Source organism: Rathayibacter sp. AY1E8 (genome assembly GCF_002931415.1).
Lineage (GTDB): Bacteria > Actinomycetota > Actinomycetes > Actinomycetales > Microbacteriaceae > Rathayibacter.
In genome coordinates this window covers 1-17,831 of record NZ_PSVI01000062.1, presented here as the reverse complement: position 1 = coordinate 17,831, position 17,831 = coordinate 1, and the positions used below count along the sequence as shown (strand labels likewise).

Genomic DNA, 17,831 nt, shown 5'->3' with positions numbered 1-17,831 from the left:
CAGCGTCCGCCAGTGCGCCTCCTTGAGCGGGCCGCGCACCCACTCGGCCGGTGCCGCGATGACGTCGACCCCGGCGTCGACCAGCCAGCGGCTGACCTCCGGGAAGCGCAGGTCGTAGCAGGTCTGCAGCCCGACGACGAGGCCGCCGACCTCGAACGTCTCGGGTGCGGCGATCTCCCCCGCGGCGACCCACTCCGACTCGGTCTGACCGAAGGCGTCGTACAGGTGGAGCTTGCGGTAGCGGGCCACGAGCGCGCCCTCGGGGTCGAGCGCGACGAGCGTGTTCGCGATGCGGCGTCCGTCCACCGCCTCGACCATGCCTGCCACGAGATGGATCCGGAGCTCGCGCGCGAGGGCCGCGAGAGCCGTGACGAACGGGCCGTCGAGCGCCTCGCCCGCCGCGACCAGCTCGGGCCCGAGCGGATCGGTGAAGGCGGAGCTGTACTCCGGCAGCACCACCAGGCTCGCGCCGCTCTCGGCGGCGATCCGGGCCAGGCGCCCGATCGTCGCGAGGTTCGCCTCCCGGTCCGTCGAGGGGGCGAACTGCGCCACGGCCATGCCGACGGCGCCGGTCATCAGCTCGGCGGGTAGAGGAAGAGGGCGACCTGGGAGGCCGGGATGGTGCGCTTGTGGTACGCGTGGTCGTTGCCCCAGTTGTACTCCTCGAGCGAGACCGTGCCGTCGGAGTTGACGGCCTGCACGTACGCGACGTGGTTGCCGGTGAACCAGGCGACCGCGCCGGGGACGGGCGTGCTGCTGGTCACCCAGCCGTGGGAGGCCCACTGGCCGGCCCACGCGTAGGCGCTGCCCCCGCCCGGGGTCATGTTGCCCCAGGTCCACTTGAAGGGTGCGCTCGTCGAGCCCTGGTCGCGGTTGATCCGCCAGGCGACGAAGTCGACGCACTCGCGGTAGTAGTACCGCAGCGGCGAGAGGCCGCCGCCCTGGTCGTCGGTGAGCTGGTCGCGCCAGGGGTAGTCGTCGCCCTCCTCGCGGGGCGTGACCGAGGTGCTGGTGCCGCCGCTGCCCGCGGCGGCACCGTCCGCGCCGGTCGCGCCTGCCGCGACCTGCGCCTCCTGGGCGAGGCGGGCGGTCTCGGCGTCGCGGGCGGCCTGCTCGGCGGCGGCGAGCGCGCGCGCCTGGGCGGCCGCCTCGTCGAGCTGGGCCTGGGTCGGTGCGGTGAAGGAGTCGCGGATGACCTGCTCCTGGACCGCGGTCGGCGCGACGGTGAGCTTCTGGTTGCCGAGCGCCTGCACGCGGGCGGCGGCCTCGACGGCGGCCTGCGAATCGGGTGCCGGGTCGAAGGAGTAGGCGGGGAGCGCGGAGACCGCCACGAGGCCCGCGATGGCGGCGAGGGCGACCGTGCTGACGGTCGCGCGGAAGACACGGCCCCGGCGGCGCCGCACGGGGCGGACGGGCGTGAGGACCGGAGTGGCGACGCGTGCCGCGGGCAGCGCGTGCGGCGCCTGCCGCGGGCTCCGCCGGGTCAGGCGGTCGCCGAGCCCCTCGTCCGAGCCGTCGTCCCCGCGTTCGTCCCTCACAGCAGCACCCCTCGCATCGGGGTCGAGCCTAACGTGCGGGCCGGTCCGGCACACGCGCCGGCGCGGAGCGTCGGGAGGCCGGTCCGCGGATGCGGGTCGCGCGAGCCCGGCACGAAGTCGGCGGCGGCGCCGGGCGGATCCGACGGTGACGCGGACGGGCGACCGGAGTAGCGTCCGGAGCGGAGCGGGCGCGACGGTGCGGCCGCGGGACGGAGGACGGCGATGATCCGGAGCGAGAGGGCCTTCAGCGGCTTCAGCGTGGACGACGTGGAGGCGGCGCGGGCCTTCTACGGCGGAGTGCTCGGGCTCGAGGTCGAGCTGAACGCGATGGGGATCCTCGACATCCGGCTGCCGGGCGGAGGCCGCGCGATCGCGTACCCGAAGCCGGACCACGAGCCGGCGTCGTTCACGATCCTGAACTTCTCGGTGGAGGACGTCGACGCGGCGGTCGCCGAGCTGCACGCGGCAGGCGTCACCACGGCGATCTACGACGACCCGTCGCTGCCGACCGATGCGGACGGAGTGATGCGCGGCCACGGGCCGACGATCTGCTGGTTCCGCGATCCGGCGGGCAACGTGCTGAGCGTGATCGAGGGCGACTGAGGTCTCCGCCCGCGCACTGTCAGCCGCGGGCAGCACGTCCGCGACCTGTGTTAACGACGAAAGCCGGCCCTTCTCAGGACCGGCTTTCGCTTTCTTGTTGCGGGGGCAGGATTTGAACCTACGACCTCTGGGTTATGAGCCCAGCGAGCTACCGAACTGCTCCACCCCGCGGCACAAGAAGAGACATTACACGCGTTCCGGCGCCGGTGCAAATCGACGCGGCGGTGGGAGCGGGCTCCGGTCTCAGGCGGGCTTGGCGGCGCGCAGCACGGCGCTCCCGTCCACGCTCAGCCCGACCGCCGTCAGGGCGGCTGCGAGCTCGGACGAGGTGCGCGACCAGGTGCGGACGTCGGCGTCGACGGGAGCGGACGACGACGGGACGACGAGCACCGCGCCGCCGGGGGCGACGAACCACTCCACCAGCCGCGCCCACTCCTCCAGGTCGGGGAGCCACGAGACGACGCCGGCGCTGCAGAGCACGACGTCGAACGAGTCGGGCTCCGGCAGCATGTGCCGCAGCTCGTAGAGGTTCGCGCAGACGAAGCGGGCGGAGCCGGCGAGGTCCCTGTCCGCGGCGCCGGCGCGTGCTCGGCGCACGGCGGGCATCGAGAAGTCGACGCCCACCACGCGGGCGCCGCGCTCGGCGAGCTCGAGCGCGTCGAGCCCGTCGCCCGAGCCGAGCTGGAGAATCCTCGGACCGGGGTCGAGGAGCGCCGCGGTGACGAGCTCCGGGTGGAGCGCACCCTCGCCGGTGCGCTCCTCCCAGTACGTGCGGTTCAGCTCGAGCCACTCACCCGAGCGGAGGTGCTCGCCGCGGTCGACCTGCACCATGCGGGCTACTGGCCGCCCTCGGCCTGCAGCGCCCGCGAGAGCGCCTCGGTCAGCTGCTCGTCCGCCGCCGCGAAGGCGGTGAGGTCGCCCGCCTTGAGGGCGTTCTCGCGAGCCGTGAGGGCGTCCCGCGCGTCGTTCAGCGCCTGCTGCAGCGCCGTCTGGTCGCCCGTGGCCGGCGTGGAGCCGGTGCCGCCGGTCGTGCCGCCCGCGTCGCCTCCGGTGTCGCCGCCCGAGGTGCCGGTGCCCGCGTCCGGAGTCGTCGGCGTGCCGGTGTCGCCCGCGTCGGCTCCCGAGTCGCCGCCGAAGAGGCTGTCGAGGGCCGCGTCGAGGGTGTCCTCGAAGGCGATGTCGTCACCGAACGCGACCAGCACCTTCTGCAGGAGCGGGAAGCTCGTGTCTCCGTTGGAGCGCACGTAGATCGGCTGGACGTAGAGCAGGCCGCCGCCGACCGGCAGCGTGAGCAGGTTGCCCCTCGTGACGGTGGTGTCGCCGCGGGAGAGGATGTTCAGCTCGTTCGCGACCGTCGGGTCGGTGGTGAACGCGTTCTGCACCTGGCCGGGGCCGGGCACCGTGTCGTCCTTCGGCAGCTCGAGCAGGCGGAGCGTGCCGTAGCCGTCGGCCACGGAGCCCGCCGTCGAGCCGGCGTCGGAGTCGGCCACGAGGTAGCCGGTCAGCACGTTGCGGCTGGCCTGCGCGCCCTGGACGCTCGCCGGGATGTACGTCGAGTAGAGCGAGTACGACGGCACGTCCTGATCCGGCGTCTGCAGCGTCAGGTAGTACGGAGGCTGCAGGCTGGTGCCGGTCGCGGCGGCCGTGGTCGCGGCTCCGCTCGTCGGGTCGTTCGGCGTCGCCCAGGCGTCCTCGCGGGAGTAGAAGGAGCCCGCGTCGGTGACGTGGTAGGTGCCGAGGACCGCGCGCTGGACCTTGAAGAGGTCCTCCGGGTACCGGACGTGGCTGAGCAGCTCGCCCGACATGTCGCTCACGGGCTTCACCGTGGTCGGGAAGATCTTCTGCCAGGTCTGCAGGATCGGGTCCTCGGTGTCCCACGCGTAGAGCGTGACGCTGCCGTCGTACGCGTCGACGGTCGCCTTCACCGAGTTGCGGATGTAGTTGACGTCGTCGGTCGGGAACTGCTGCTGCGTGTTCGTGTCGGCGATCGCCTGCGAGAGGCTCTGCACCTCCGAGTACGGGTAGTCGGCCGAGGTGGTGTACCCGTCGACGACCCACTTCACGCGGCCGTCGACGACGGTCGGGTAGGCGTCGGAGTCGAGCTTGAGGTACGGCGCGACCTTCTGGACGCGCTGCACGGGATCGCGGTCGTAGAGGATCTGCGAGTCGTCGTTCACACCGTCCGAGAGGAAGATCTGCTCGGACTGGAACTTGATCGCGTAGACGAGCTTCTTGAAGACGTTGTCGAGAGCGGGGCCGCCCTCGCCGTCGAAGGTCGTGTAGGTCTGCTGCGCGCCGTCGGTGCCCGAGGGGTAGTCGAGCTCGATGTCGCGCGAGTCGTTGCCGCCCACGATCGAGTACGGCGGGGAGTTCTCGCCGAAGTAGATCCGCGGCTCGTAGTCGCCGAGGTCGCCCGTCGTCGGGACGCCGGACTCGATGAACACCGGCTCGCCGTCGGCCGACCGCTGGTTGCCGTACGCGGCGACCAGGCCGTAGCCGTGGGTGTAGACCAGCGTCTGGTTGTACCAGGTCTGGTTGGTGCCGAGGCCGTTGAGGTTCAGCTCGCGGACGCCGACCACGGCGTCCTGCGTCGATCCGTCGATGGAGTAGCGGTCGACGTCGAGCGCGTTCTGCGTGTCGCCGAACTTGTAGTACTGGCGGAACTGCTGCAGCTGCGAGAACGCGTCGGTGACGACGGCGGGGTCGAGGATGCGGATGTTCGCGGTGGTCTCGGCGTCCGAGCGCAGGGCGCCCGGCTCCGCGTCGGTGGTCGCGTCGTAGGGGATGACGTCGACGTCGCTGACGCCGTAGGCCTGGCGCGTCATGTCGATGTTGTTCTGGATGAAGGGCTGCTCGAGCGTGCGCTCGTTGGGCTCGACCTGGAACTTCTGCACGATCCACGGGTAGAGGGAGCCGACGAGCAGGCTCGACACGATCAGCAGCGCGGTGCCGATGACCGGGAAGCGCCAGCGGCCGATGAAGGCGGTGACGACGAAGAGGATCGCGACCAGCGCCGCGATGCCGGCCAGGATCTGCAGGCCCGGGATCGTCGCGTTGACGGTGGAGTAGGTGGCGCCGGTGATGCGGGGCCCCTGCTGCGCGAGCGTCGCGTACTGGTCGAGCCAGAGGCTGACCGCCTGCACGGCGAGGTAGAGGGCGGCGATGACCGCCAGCTGGATGCGCGAGGCCTTCGAGATGCGGATCTCGCGGCCGTTCACCCGGATCGCTCCGTAGAGGTAGCCGGTGGCGAGGGTCGCGAACGCCGAGATCAGCAGGACCGCCGACGCGAAGCCGACGATGCTCTGGTAGAAGGGCAGCTCGAAGAGGTAGAACGACGTGTCGAGGCCGAACTGCGGATCCGTGGTGCCCGAGGGCGTGCGGTTCCAGAAGGTGAGGCTCGTCTGCCAGCGGGTGGCGGAGGAGACGCCGGCGAAGAGGCCGAGCACCGCGGGGATCCCGAAGGTGGCCAGGCGCCGCAGCGGCTCCACGACCTGCTGGTAGCGGTCGATCTGCGAGTTGAGCTTCGCGTAGACCGGCCGGAGGCGGTAAGCCAGCATCAGGCTGATGAACACCGGCACCGCCATGGCGACGAAGCCGATGACGAAGAGACCGCCCGCCGCCGCCCACTGCGTCGTGAGCACGGAGAGGAAGCCGAGCTGGTCGTACCAGAGGATGTCGGTGTACAGACCGGCGAAGACGAAGAACGCCACCACCAGGACGGCCACCACCACGACAGTGACGGCGAGGACGCTCCGTCTCTTCCGCGGCGGGGTTTCGGTTGCTGTGGAACTCACGTGAGGGCCTCTTGCTGTCGAGATGTGAGGGGAGGCCACCCATGCTATGCGACGGCTGTCCGGCTCACCTGGGCGTCGACCCGGGGTCGGCGGGCGGGATCAGTCGAGGGGAGCGGCGGTGCTGCAGTCCGGCAGCCCGGAGGTGTCGCCCGCGGCGATGCCCTTCAGTGCGGCGAGGGCGTCGTCGAGGGTCGAGACCGCGAGCACGTCGAGCCCGTCGGGGACGTGGCCGACGACCTCGTTGCAGTTGGTCGCGGGGGCGAGGAAGTACTCGGCTCCGGCGCCCTCCGCCCCGTAGAGCTTCTGGCGGATCCCGCCGATGGCGCCGACCTCGCCGGCCGCGTCGATCGTGCCGGTCCCGGCGACGCTCCGCCCGCCGTTGAGCTCGCCCTCGGTGAGCTTGTCGATGATCCCGAGGGCGAACATCATGCCCGCGCTCGGCCCGCCCACGTCGTCCAGCTGGATGTCGACCTCGAACGGGAAGTCGAAGGCCGCTCCGGGGAGGACGCCGATGACGGCGGCGCCGTTCGAGTCGCGCGGCGTGACCTCCACCTCCTGCCGGGCGCCCTCGCGCTCGATGCTGACCTGCACCGGGGAGCCGGTGCCCAGGGTCTGCAGGGTCGCGCGCAGGGCGGTCGCGTCGGCGACGGGGGTGCCCGCGACCGCGAGGATCTCGTCCCCCGCCTCCAGGACGCCCTCGGCCGGGGAGCCCTCGGGCACCTGCACGACCGAGACGCGCTGCTCGACGGGGTAGCCGAGCTCGGTGAGCGCGGCGGCGATCGCCTCCTGCTGGGAGTCGGTCATCTCGGCCTGGTTGGCCTCGTCGCGCTCCTCGACCGTGGAGGAGGGAGGGAAGATCGCGTCGACCGGGACGACCGCCTTGGTCCTGTCGAACCAGGCGCTCGCGACCTCGACCCAGGTGGGCAGGCTCTGCGGGTTGCCGACGACCGACACGGTGAGCATGTCGAGCGTGCCGGCCGTGGGGTAGGTGGTGCGGTCCGGGATCGAGATGAGGGGCACGTCCTTGCTGCTGCCCAGGGTGTCGAACACGGGGCCGGGCTGCTCGATCACGTAGGGGGCGGGCGCGACGCCCAGACCGACCACGACGGCGACACCCGAGAGGAGGACGACCGGTCCGACCCACGGGCGGCGCGGGGAGGAGGAGGGGCGCGGGTCGTCGGAGAACAGCGACACGGGGGCCTTTCTGGCGACGGGTGGAGCGGCTCCGCCGGGATGTTCGCGGCGGGCGGAAGCGGGCTGGGCCCGAGCGGTGCTCTGCACGCCGAGGCCCCGGGCGCTCGGGCTAACGTAGCTTGCACGACTGGGAGTCGCGCCGGAACCGGCGCCCTGTGCAGGGCCGCGGAGGCGGTGCGGCGACCGGATTCACGTGAGCGACGGAGGGCTGATCCCGATGGCCGATGGCGACAGTGCGGACCGAGCGGGCGGCGGCTCCGAGGACGAGTTCCGGGAGATGCTGCGGCAGTTCCTCTCGGGGAACGGCCCGGTCGACCCCTCGCAGCTCGCCGGAGCGGCGGGACTGCCGAACGACCCGGTGGCCCTGCAGAACCTGCTCTCGCAGCTGCAGAGCGCGATGCAGCAGAACGGCGACGGCGGCGTCAACTGGACGCTCTCGCTCGAGCAGGCGAAGCAGCTCGCGCGCGCCGAGTCCGCGCCGGTGTCCGACTCCGTGCGGGCTCCGATCGACGCGGCCTTCGGCGTCGCCGCGCTCTGGCTCGACGAGGTCGCGTACGTCTCCGAGCTGAGCCGCGCGCCGCGCTCGATCAGCCGCCTCGAGTGGATCTCCCTGACGATGCCGGTCTGGACCCAGCTCGCCGAGCCGGTGGCGCTGAGCATCTCGGACGCGCTGACCCGCGTGCTCCGCGAGCAGGCCCCGGAGGAGATGCAGGCGATGATCGCCGGTGCCGAGGGCATGATGCGCGGGATCGGCGGCACCCTGTTCGCCCTGCAGCTGGGCCAGGTCGTCGGGCAGCTCGCCGCCGAGGTCGTCTCGGGCGGCGACATCGGCATCCCGCTGCTGGAGGAGAACGACGCGGCGATCCTGCCGCAGAACGTCGCCGCGTTCGGCGAGGGCCTCGACATCCCGCTGGACCAGGTGCAGCTGTACCTGGCGGTCCGCGAGCTCGCGCACGCCCGCCTCTTCCGGCACGGCAAGTGGCTCCGTCTCGCTCTCATCTCGCAGATCACCGACTTCGCGCGCGGGATCAGCATCGACACCACCCGCCTCGAGGAGCTGGCCGAGGGCTTCGACCCGTCGAACCCCGAGGAGCTCCGCGACGCGATGACCTCCGGCGCGCTCATCCCGCCGAAGACGGAGGAGCAGCTCGCCGCGCACGGCCGCCTCGAGACCGTCCTCGCCCTCATCGAGGGGTGGGTCGACGTCGTCACCGCGGCGGCGACCACCCGCCTGCCCAGCGCCGGGGCGATCGCCGAGACGGTCCGCCGCCGCCGCGCCTCCGGCGGCCCGGCCGAGTCCGCCTTCGCGACCCTCGTCGGCCTGGAGCTGCGCCCGCGCCGCCTCCGCGAGGCCGCCGCGATGTGGCAGGCCGTGACCGACGCCGTCGGGCCCGAGGCCCGCGACTCCCTCTGGTCGCACCCCGACCTGCTCCCCGGCTCGGAGGACCTGGACGACCCGAGCGCGCTCGTCGCCCGGCTCACGGCCGAGGCCCGCGGCGAGACCCCGGAGCCCGACGAGATGGACCGCGCGCTGGAGGACCTGCTGAACGGCACGATGCCGCGCGAGGGCGACGGCGCCTCCGGAGACGCCCCGGACACGACCGACGACGACGGCTCGCCGGACGACGACGACCGCGGCTCCTCCCCCACGGGCGACCGCCCCGTCTGACCCCCGTCCGGCGCCCGCCTGTGGACAACTCGCGCGGCGCCGGGCCGGTCTCGGCCATGATCGCCGGATGGTGCTCCGGCTCGATCCCCGACTCCCCCTGCTCTGGCGCTCAGCGACCGCGGTGCAGCTCGGCCTCGACCGGCCGCACGCGGTCCTGGACGGCGTCGGCTACCCGGAGGAGCTGCTGCTCGACGCCCTCCGCGTGGGCACCAGCGCCGGCACCGTCCGCCTGATCGCGGCGCGCGCCGGAGCGAGCGAGGCGCGTGTCGACGAGGTGCTCGAGGCGCTCCGGCCGGTCCTGCTGCGCAGCGTCGAGCCCGGCCCTCCCCCGGCACCGCGGGTCGTCGTCGAGGGGACGGGCGCGGCACCGGACGCACTGCGCACGCTGCTCCGGAGCGAGGGCTGCTCGTTGCTCACCGACGACGGGACGCCGGACCTCGCCGTGCTGATCGCCGACTTCGCGGTCGCCCCCGCCCGCGCCGCGCACTGGCTCGCGGCCGACGTGCCGCACCTGGCGGTGGTGTTCGGCGACGAATCGGTGCGCCTCGGACCCCTGGTGGAGCCGGGAGCCGGACCGTGCCTGCACTGCGCCGAGCGGGACCGGATGGATCTCGACCCGGATCGTGCGCGCCTCGTGATTCAGGTGCTCGGCCGCACGGCCCCCACCCGCACGCCGCTCGCGAGCGCCGCGATCGCCGTGGCGGCCGCCGACGCCGCGCTGCGGCGGCTGCTCGCGGGCTGGCGAGGGCTCCGCGGGGCCGAGCGGGTCTACAGCGACGCCTCCGGAGCGTTCACCGTGCGGGAGCGGGAGCCGCACCCCGAGTGCGCGTGCCGAGCTCTTCGAGGAAGCGCGACGGCTCCCTCCGCGTGACGCGGCCGACCGTCGAGCGCGCCCACGAGAGGCGCAGGCGCCGGCGGGCCCGGGTGATGCCGACGTAGAGGAGGCGCCGCTCCTCGTCGATCGCCTCGAGGCCGGCGGCGTACGAGATCGGCAGCAGGCCCTCGGCGAGCCCCATCAGGTGCACCGACTCCCACTCGAGGCCCTTCGCCGAGTGCAGCGTGGCGAGGGTGACCGCGCCGCGGTCCGGCTCGTGGTGCACCTGCTGGCGTGCGATCAGGTCGTCGGTGAACTGGCGGAAGGTCCATCCGGCAGGGGCCTCGTCGACGAGGCGGGCCAGCGTGTCCAGCGACTCCCACCGGTCGCGCACCGCACCGGGCGCCGACGGGGGCTCGGCGCTCCAGCCGAGCGAGCGGAGGACGTCGCTCACCGACTTGAACAGCGGCTCGCCGCTGATCGACACGGACGCCGCGCGCAGCTGCATCACGGCCTGCTTCACCTCGGGCAGGTCGAAGAAGCGCTTGCCGCCGCGCATGTGCGCGCTCACTCCACGCTCGTGCAGGGCGTGCTCGATGACCGCCGACTGGCTGTTGGTGCGGAAGAGGACCGCGATGTCGGAGGGGCGCACCCCCGCCTCGATGTCGGCCGCGACCCGCGCCGCGATCCCGCGCGCCTCCGCGATGTCGTCCGGGTAGGCGTCGATCGCGGGCTCCGGCGCCTCGGCGGCGGCGACGGCGTGGAGCGAGAGGGCGCCGGGCCTGCCCCGCATGAGGCGGTTCGCGGTCTGCACGATCGGCACGGCCGAGCGGTAGTTCTCCTCCAGGCGCACCACGGTGGCGGCCGGCCAGCGGGACGGGAAGTCGAGGAGGTAGTCGGCCCGCGCACCCGCGAAGGAGTAGATGGTCTGGCTGGCGTCGCCGACGACGCAGAGGTCGCTCCGGTCGCCGAGCCAGAGCTCCAGGAGCCGCTGCTGCAGCGGCGAGACGTCCTGGTACTCGTCGACGACGAAGAAGCGGTACTGCTCGCGCACCTGCATCGCCATCGCGGGCTCGGACTCGAGCATCCCGGCGGTCACGAGCAGGACGTCCTCGAAGTCGATCTGGCGGCGCTGGTCCTTCAGCCCCTCGTACTCGTCCACGAGCGCGACCGTCTGCTCCAGGGTGAGCCGTCCGGGCAGGGGGCGCGTCCGGGCGGCGACGGCGTACTGCTCGAGGGAGAGGGCGGACACCTTCCGCCACTCGATCTCGGCCGAGAGGTCGCGAAGCGTCGCCGTGTCGAGCTTCAGGCGGAGCCGCTCGGCCGCGTGCCCGAGCAGGCGGGCCTTGCCGTCGAGCAGCTGGGGCATCGTGCCCCCCACCAGCTGCGGCCAGAAGTAGCCGAGCTGCGAGAGAGCCGCTGCGTGGAACGTGCGGGCCTGGACGCCCCCGGCGCCGAGCACCCGCAGGCGCGAGCGCAGCTCGGCCGCGGCGCGGCTGGTGAAGGTCAGTGCCATGACGCGACCGGGCGTGTAGACGCCGGTCGCCACTCCGTGCGCGATGCGGTGCGTGATCGTCCGGGTCTTGCCGGTGCCCGCTCCCGCGAGGACGCAGACCGGCCCCAGCAGCGCCTCCGCCGCCTCCCGCTGCCCCTCGTCGAGTCCGTCGAGCAGGGTCACGCGATCGGGCCGTTCTCCAGCTCGCCTCCGTACCAGTCCTCGATCATCGCGCGGGCGATGGACGAGCGGCCGGGCAGCAGCACGGACTCGAGCGAGTCGTGCAGCTGCTGCCGGGTGAACCAGCGCAGCTCGACGATCTCCTCGCCGTCCGGGAGCAGATCCTCCGGGGACTGGTCCTCGGCGAGGCGGGCGGTGAAGCCGACCATGAGGGAGGCGGGGAAGGGCCAGGGCTGCGAGCCGAGGTACTGCGGGTCGACGACGCGCATGCCCGACTCCTCGCCGATCTCGCGGATCACGGCGGCCTCGAGCGACTCGCCCGGCTCGACGAAGCCGGCGAGCAGGGAGAAGCGGCCGGTGCCCCACATCGCGTTCGAGCCGAGAAGGAGGCGGTCGTCCGCGTCGAGGACGCAGACGATGATCGCCGGATCCGTGCGCGGGAAGACCTGGCTGCCGTCGGTGGGCGAGCGGCGGACCCAGCCGCCCTGCTCGACGACGGTCGGGTCGCCGTTGCGGGGCGAGTAGCCGTGCGAGGCGTGCCAGTTCACGATGGCGAGAGCCTCGGTGAACAGGCCCGCGTCGCGGTCGCTCAGGCGCTCGGCGATCGGGCGCAGGCCGCTCCACCGCTCCTCGTCGGGCTCGAGCTCGGCGGCGGCCGCGTCGGTGAGGACGGTCGCGATGACGGGGGTTCCGACCGGCTCGCCGGGGGCCTCGGCGAGCGTGCGGCCGAGGTAGATCCGGAGGGTGCCGGCGGTCACGTCCTCGGGGCGGCGCAGGAGGAGGCGGTCGGCCTCGACCAGGGTCCGGTCGTGGTGCAGGACGAGCACGCGGGTGGCGGGATCGGCGAGCAGCTCGTCGAAGAGCGCGGGCCGCGAGCGTCCGACGCCGTCGCGGTCGGCCGCCTGTCGCGAGAGCGGGAGGCGATCGGCGAAGGGCAGTGACATCCGGGGCTCATTTCGTGACGGGGGCCGCGAGGACCGCTGTCGCGGGCCTTCGACGGCATCGGCGGGACAGCGCGTGGCGGCGGGCCGGCCGGGCACGAGCCGCCTACCCTGGAAACCATGGCCAGATCCCATCTCACTCTAGCCGCGCTGGCCACCTCGGCCGTCGAGGGCCTCGACGTCCGCTCCGCGCGCCCCTTCACCTCCTCGACGCACGGCGACTTCGACTCCGCCCTGCTGACGACGCGCGAGGGCGCCCGCCTCGTCGTGCGCGTGCCCACGTCCGCGCTCGCGGAGCAGGAGCAGCTCGGCGACCTCGTCGCGCTCCGGGCGCTGACCGCCGGCATCCGCAGCCGCCTGCCCTTCGATCTGCAGGAGAGCGTCGGGCAGACGCCGTTCGACGGCGCCCGCGCGGTCGTCTACGAGTACCTCGAGGGAGATCGCGTCCTCATCGACGACGTGGCCGCGCAGAGCGGGCTCGCGGACTCGATCGGCCGGGCCGTCGGGGCGATCCACTCGCTCCCGGTGTCCTTCGTCCAGGAGGCGGGCCTGCCGATCGCGACCGCGCGCGACAGCGTGAACGAGACGGTCGCGGTGATCGAGCGCGCGGCCGACACCGGCCACGTCCCGGCGGCGCTCGTCGCGCGCTGGGAGTCGGCCTCCTCCGACGAGGCGCTCTGGCAGTTCGACCCGACCGTGGTGAACGGCTCGATGACCGCCGACTCCTTCCTCCGCTCGGGCGACGTCGTCGCGGCCGTGCTCGGCTGGGCGGCGCTGCGGGTCGGCGACCCGGCGCGCGACCTGCACTGGCTGCTGAGCGCCCCGGGCTCCGAGACGGCGCTCTCCGCCTACTCCCGGATGCGCGCGGGAGCAGTGGACCGCACGATCCGCCAGCGCGCCCAGCTCTACGCCGAGCTCGAACTCGCCCGCTGGCTGCTGCACGGCACCGAGACCGACGACTCCGCCATCGTGGACGACGCGGTCGCCATGCTCGACACGCTGGTCGACAGCGTGCTCGGCGACCTCTCCGCGCCCCTCTCGACCGACACCGGCCCGGTGCTGGCGGTCTCGGAGGTCGAGGAGCTGCTCAACCGCACGCCGGGAGCCCGCACGGGCTCCTCCGCTCACGGCCGCGGGCTCGCTCCCGTCGCCGAGGAGAGCGACTCCGCGAGCTCGCGCTCGGAGTAGAACCGCTCGGGCCGCAGCACGAGGTCGTCGGCGACGAAGTAGAACACGGCGTCGACGCTCTCGAGCGGCACCCCCCGCCAGCGCGAGTAGGCGAGCCGGTACAGCGCGAGCTGGAACTGCTTGAGCTCGAGGTCGGCGGCGTCCTTCGGCGCTCGCCCGGTCTTCCAGTCGACGATCTGCACGCCGTCCTCCGTCGGGTACACCGCGTCGAGCTTGCAGACGACGACGTGGCCGGCAAGCTGGAGGTGGATCTCGATCTCGACCGCCTCCGGGCGCCGGTCGGCCCACTCCGAGCGCTCGAACGTGGCGATCAGGGCGTCGAGCCGCTCCTGCTCGACGGACGCGGGGCCGGCGTCGTCGAGCTCGTCGGGGAAGGTGTCGACCGCCTCCGCCCCGCCCTGGACGCCGAAGCGGTTCTCGACCCAGGAGTGGAACGTCGTGCCGAGCCGGGTCTGCCGATAGGGGCGCTCCGGCATCGGCCGGCGCAGCTGCGCCGCGACCTCGTCCGGCGTGCTGACGATGTCCTTGAACCGGGAGGCGGGGATGCGGGTGGGCAGCGGCGTGCGCTCGCCCCCGGCCAGCCGCACCGCCCGCTCGGCGAGCAGCAGGCGGATGTCGTCGCCGCGCGCCCCGAGCAGAGCGGGCTCGGCGCTGCGGACCCGGGCGGCGGCGGCGCGGACCCGGTCGCCGCGGGAGCCGAGCGGATCGTGGGGCCAGCGGAACGTGCGCGGGGCCCGCTCGAGCGGGTTCTCCTCGTTCGCGGGCTCGGTCGGCAGCGGCGGGATCGTGCCGGCCTCCTCGAGGTCGCGGAGGAAGACGCCCGGTCCGCGCGGCTTGGCCTGGCCGGCCCACCACGAGCCGCTGAGCAGGAGGTGGTGACGCGCCCGCGTGACGGCCACGTAGGCGAGACGCCGCTCCTCCGCCTCGTTGCGCTCGCGGAGGGTGTCGCCGAACGCTCCGATCGCGTCGACGACCTCCTTCTGCGTGCTGCAGCCGCGCCAGGCGAGATCGGGGAGCTCGGCGGCGTCGCCGCGGAACGCGTAGGGCATCGCGCCCAGTCTGACCCACCCGCGGAAGCCCTCGACCGGCGTGCCGGGGAGCTCGCCGTCGACCATCCGCGGGACGGCGACGAGGTCCCACTCCAGACCCTTGGAGCCGTGGATCGTCAGCAGCTGCACCGTCCCCGGTTCCGGGTCCTCCGGTCGCGGGGCCAGGCCGTCGCGCTTGTCCGCGAGGACGAGCCAGCGGAGGAATCCGCGGAGGGAGGAGCCGGTGCCGGCGCCGCGGTCGTCCGTCTGCAGGTACCCGGCCACCGCCTCCCGGAAGGCCTCGAGGTTGGCGCGGCCGTCCCCGCGCGACTCGTTCGCCTCGACCTCGATGTCCAGGCCCAGCTCCTGCTCGACCAGGGTGACGAAGTCGAGGAGGTCGAGCCCGGCCCGGGCGCGCAGCCGGGCGAACAGGGTGCCCGCCTCGTGCAGGCGCCGCAGGCCCTCGGCGCTGAATCCGCCGAGCGCGGAGTGGTCGATCCGCCCGTCGTCGCCGGGGCGGCGCGCCGCGATGAAGTCGAGGGCCTCGACGATCGAGCCGCCCTCGCCCTCGGTGACGGACGCGCGCATCCGCTCGCGCACCTCCTCCGGGAGCAGCCGGTGCGCGTGGTCGCGCGCCGCGAGCCACGAGGCGAGGTCGCGCAGCGCCTTGAGGTCGCGGACGCCCAGACGCCAGCGGGCGCCGGCCAGGAGGCGGACGAGCTCGCTGCCGGCGGCCGGGTCCTCGACCACGGTGAGCGCGGCGACGAGGTCGGCGATCTCGGGCTGCCGCAGCAGGCCCCCGATGCCGAGGATGTGGTACCGGACGCCGTGCTTCGCCAGCGCGGCGGCGAAGCGGTCCATGTGCGCGCGCACCCGGAAGAGCACCGCGGCCGACGGCGGCTCGGCGTTCTCGCGCAGCCGCCCGGCGAACCAGGCGGCGACGTCGTCCGCCTCCTCCTCGATCGTCTCGGGAAAGGTGAGCTCGACCGGGTGCTCGGAGGCCTGAGGCCCCGCGCTCAGCGTGTCGACCGCGACCGCGCTCCCCGCCGACAGCGGCTCCACGATCGCGTTCGCGGCGGTCAGCACGCGGCGGCCGTTGCGCCAGCTCGTGCTGAGGGAGAAGCGGCCCGCTCCCCCGAAATCGGTGCCGAAGCGGCCGAGCCCCTCGGCGCTCGCACCGCGCCAGCCGTAGATCGACTGGTGCGGGTCGCCCACGGCCATCACTCCCTGCCCGGCGAAGAGCCGCGAGAGGAGGCGGGTCTGCAGCACGGAGGTGTCCTGGTACTCGTCGAGGAGCACCACCCGGTACCTCGCGCGGTGCTCGTCCACGATCCGCGGCACCCGGTCGACGATCCGCAGCGCGAGGGCCACCTGGTCCGAGAACTCGACGAAGCCGCGCTCGGCCTTCGCCTCCTGGAACCGCTCGGCGAGCGCCGTCAGCACCGGCAGCGCGCCCACGGCCTGCAGCGCCTTCTCGAGCTCGCGGTAGAGCCCCGAGCCGCTGCCTCCGCGCGGCAGCTCGCCCAGGCGGAGGAAGTCCTCGGCGAACGCGGCGACCGCGGCCGGATCGGCGAGGTTGTCGGCGAGGTCGTGCGCGAGCGAGACGACGAGGTCGGTCAGCCGGTCGATCCCCGCCTCCACCTCGAGGATGCGCGGATCGGCCGTGTCGGCCACGACTCCCCGCGCGAGATGCCAGGCGGAGGCCTCGGAGAGCACGGTCGCGTCCCCCTCGCGGCCGATCAGGGCGGCGTTGTCGCGGAAGATCGTGTTCGCGAAGGCGTTGTAGGTCGAGACGGTGGCGGCCTCGAACGGGTCTGGCGCCGACTGCCCGGGCGCGAGCGGGAGCAGGCCCGCCGCGCCGAGCTGGTCGATCCTCCGCCCGATGCGCTCGCCGAGCTCGGCCGCCGCCTTGCGGGTGAAGGTGAGGCCGAGCACCTCCGACGGCGCCGCGTGGCCGTTCGCGAGGAGCCAGAGGACGCGGTTCGCCATCGTCTCGGTCTTGCCGCTGCCGGCACCGGCGACCACCAGGGCAGGCTCGAGCGGCGCCTCGATGACGGCGCGCTGCTCGGCGGTGGGCGGGCGCAGGTCGAGGCGCTCGGCGATGGTCAGGGCGTCGATCACGGCAGCTCCTCCTCGAGGACGGCGGAGGGGTCGGGGTCGGCGGGGCCGGATGGATCGGCCGGCGCATCGGGACCCGGCTCCTCGGAGTCCTCCGGGTCCTCTGTCTCGTCGACCTCGTCGATCGCCAGGAGTCCGTCCCCCGGGACCTCGGGCACCGCGTGGATGCGGTACCGCAGGGCGTCGCCGGGGGAGAACGGGATCGCGTCGAGCAGGCCCGAGAAGCCCGCCGCCGCCATGCCCAGGGCCGCGGCGCGGACGCGATCGCGCAGCCGCTCCAGCTCCTCCTCGCCGAAGCGCTCCTGGACCACCTCGCGGTACGGCTTCCCGCGCACGCCCGTCGCCACGAAGAGCAGCTTCGCGCCTCCCCCGTCGGCCGGATCGGCCGCCTCGATCGCCCCTTCGGCGACGGCGAGCTGATAGCTGCCCAGCTGCGCGTGCTCGGCGATGTCGTCCTTGCGGGGGGTGCTGCGGCCCGTCTTGAGATCGACGATCGTGACGGCGCCGTCGGCCGCGCGCTCGACGCGGTCGATCGAGCCCCGCACCCGGGCGGGCGGGACGTCGAGCTCGAACTGCTGCTCGCGGCCGAGCACCACGCCTCCCCCGCGCTCGAAGTCGGCGAGGTAGCCCGCGAGGCCGTCGATCAGCCGCCGTGTGACGCGCTTCTGCCGCTCCCCCAGCCAGGGCGACTCGAAGACCAGCTCCGGCCACCGCGACTCGAGAGCCGCCCACAGCTCCTGCGGATCGGGCCGCTCGGCGTTCTCGAGGACCCAGTGCACGAGGGTGCCGACCCCCATCGCCGTGCTCGTCGTGGAGCCGGAGACGGCGTCGACGAACCAATCCAGAGGGGACCGCTCGAAGGCCTCGAGGCGGCTCGGCGAGACGGAGACGGGACGCTCGGGGTCGCCGACGTCGAAGAGCGGCTCCGTGGTCGAGGGCTCGAGCACCCCGGACCAGGAGGAGGGGTCGGCGCCCGGGACCTCCGCGAGCGCCAGGGCGCTGAGCCCTCGGATGGCGGCGGGAGCCTCGGTCGAGTCCGGCGTGGTGGCGGTCCGGCGCAGCGCCGCCACCGCCCCGCGCAGCGTGAGCGGCACTGCGGAGGCCGGATCGAGCCGCGGCGCGTCCGGCGGGGTGAGCCGGAAGAAGAGGGAGGGCGTCTCGTCCTCGCCCGCGACGGCGCTGAGCACGAGCTGCCGCCGGGCGCGGGAGGCGGCCAGGGCGAACATCCGGAGCTCGTCGTCGAGAGTGGCCTTGCGGGCGTCGAGCGGC

At 73.6% G+C, this 17,831-nt stretch carries 13 protein-coding genes and 1 tRNA gene; 4 read left to right on the top strand and 10 right to left on the bottom strand.

From position 1 onward, the window contains the following. Together C5C74_RS14765 and C5C74_RS14760 are read right to left on the bottom strand one after the other, a co-directional pair. The coding region (locus C5C74_RS14765) for a nitrilase-related carbon-nitrogen hydrolase (RefSeq protein ID WP_104351792.1) at positions 1 to 576 on the bottom strand (576 nt) is incomplete at its 3' end. Next, the gene (locus C5C74_RS14760) at positions 576 to 1,538 is read right to left on the bottom strand and encodes a CHAP domain-containing protein (RefSeq protein ID WP_146083089.1); all 963 of its coding nucleotides are present in this window, start codon (positions 1,536 to 1,538) and stop codon (positions 576 to 578) included. The genes C5C74_RS14760 and C5C74_RS14765, both read right to left, overlap by 1 nt. Before the next feature lie 222 nt (positions 1,539 to 1,760). On the opposite strand from C5C74_RS14760, the gene C5C74_RS14755 reads away from it, so the two are divergent. Further along, a complete protein-coding gene (locus tag C5C74_RS14755) occupies positions 1,761 to 2,141 on the top strand; it encodes a VOC family protein (protein ID WP_104226951.1) in 381 nt (126 codons plus the stop codon). A 97-nt stretch (positions 2,142 to 2,238) separates the two neighbouring features. On the opposite strand, the gene C5C74_RS14750 is transcribed toward C5C74_RS14755, so the two are convergent. The 4 genes from C5C74_RS14750 to C5C74_RS14735 all read right to left on the bottom strand — a co-directional run bounded on the left by C5C74_RS14750 (position 2,239) and on the right by C5C74_RS14735 (position 7,129). After that, positions 2,239 to 2,312 (bottom strand) — tRNA-Met (locus C5C74_RS14750). A 72-nt stretch (positions 2,313 to 2,384) separates the two neighbouring features. Beyond that, a complete protein-coding gene (locus C5C74_RS14745) occupies positions 2,385 to 2,972 on the bottom strand; it encodes a class I SAM-dependent methyltransferase (protein ID WP_104226950.1) in 588 nt (195 codons plus the stop codon). 5 nt (positions 2,973 to 2,977) lie between these two features. Further along, positions 2,978 to 5,935, bottom strand: coding sequence for a UPF0182 family protein (locus C5C74_RS14740; protein WP_181027225.1), 2,958 nt, complete (start codon positions 5,933 to 5,935; stop codon positions 2,978 to 2,980). A gap of 99 nt (positions 5,936 to 6,034) precedes the next feature. Continuing rightward, entirely contained in the window at positions 6,035 to 7,129 is a 1,095-nt protein-coding gene (locus C5C74_RS14735) for a PDZ domain-containing protein (RefSeq protein WP_104283838.1), read from the bottom strand. Between the two features lie 217 nt (positions 7,130 to 7,346). On the opposite strand from C5C74_RS14735, the gene C5C74_RS14730 reads away from it, so the two are divergent. Both C5C74_RS14730 and C5C74_RS14725 read left to right on the top strand, forming a co-directional pair. After that, the gene (locus tag C5C74_RS14730; protein ID WP_104351793.1) at positions 7,347 to 8,798 is read left to right on the top strand and encodes a zinc-dependent metalloprotease; all 1,452 of its coding nucleotides are present in this window, start codon (positions 7,347 to 7,349) and stop codon (positions 8,796 to 8,798) included. Positions 8,799 to 8,865: 67 nt separating this feature from the next. Further along, complete coding sequence (locus C5C74_RS14725) at positions 8,866 to 9,669, top strand: hypothetical protein (RefSeq protein ID WP_104351790.1); 804 nt, start codon at positions 8,866 to 8,868, stop codon at positions 9,667 to 9,669. Here C5C74_RS14725 and C5C74_RS14720 read toward each other — a convergent pair. Both C5C74_RS14720 and nudC read right to left on the bottom strand, forming a co-directional pair. Next, the gene (locus C5C74_RS14720) at positions 9,590 to 11,290 is read right to left on the bottom strand and encodes an ATP-dependent helicase (protein WP_104224836.1); all 1,701 of its coding nucleotides are present in this window, start codon (positions 11,288 to 11,290) and stop codon (positions 9,590 to 9,592) included. The two genes, C5C74_RS14725 and C5C74_RS14720, sit on opposite strands and share 80 nt — an antisense overlap. After that, a complete protein-coding gene (gene nudC / locus C5C74_RS14715; protein WP_104351789.1) occupies positions 11,287 to 12,231 on the bottom strand; it encodes an NAD(+) diphosphatase in 945 nt (314 codons plus the stop codon). The genes C5C74_RS14720 and nudC overlap by 4 nt, the downstream gene beginning before the upstream one ends. Positions 12,232 to 12,348: 117 nt before the next feature. On the opposite strand from nudC, the gene C5C74_RS14710 reads away from it, so the two are divergent. Further along, positions 12,349 to 13,416, top strand: a complete 1,068-nt coding sequence (locus C5C74_RS14710; protein ID WP_104351788.1) for a phosphotransferase — start codon at positions 12,349 to 12,351, stop codon at positions 13,414 to 13,416. Here the strand turns inward: C5C74_RS14710 and C5C74_RS14705 are convergent. Both C5C74_RS14705 and C5C74_RS14700 read right to left on the bottom strand, forming a co-directional pair. After that, a complete protein-coding gene (locus tag C5C74_RS14705) occupies positions 13,353 to 16,565 on the bottom strand; it encodes an ATP-dependent DNA helicase (RefSeq protein WP_104283840.1) in 3,213 nt (1,070 codons plus the stop codon). The two genes, C5C74_RS14710 and C5C74_RS14705, sit on opposite strands and share 64 nt — an antisense overlap. After that, positions 16,562 to 17,831: PD-(D/E)XK nuclease family protein (locus C5C74_RS14700; protein ID WP_146083088.1), on the bottom strand; the 1,270-nt coding region annotated here is incomplete at its 5' end. The genes C5C74_RS14700 and C5C74_RS14705, both read right to left, overlap by 4 nt.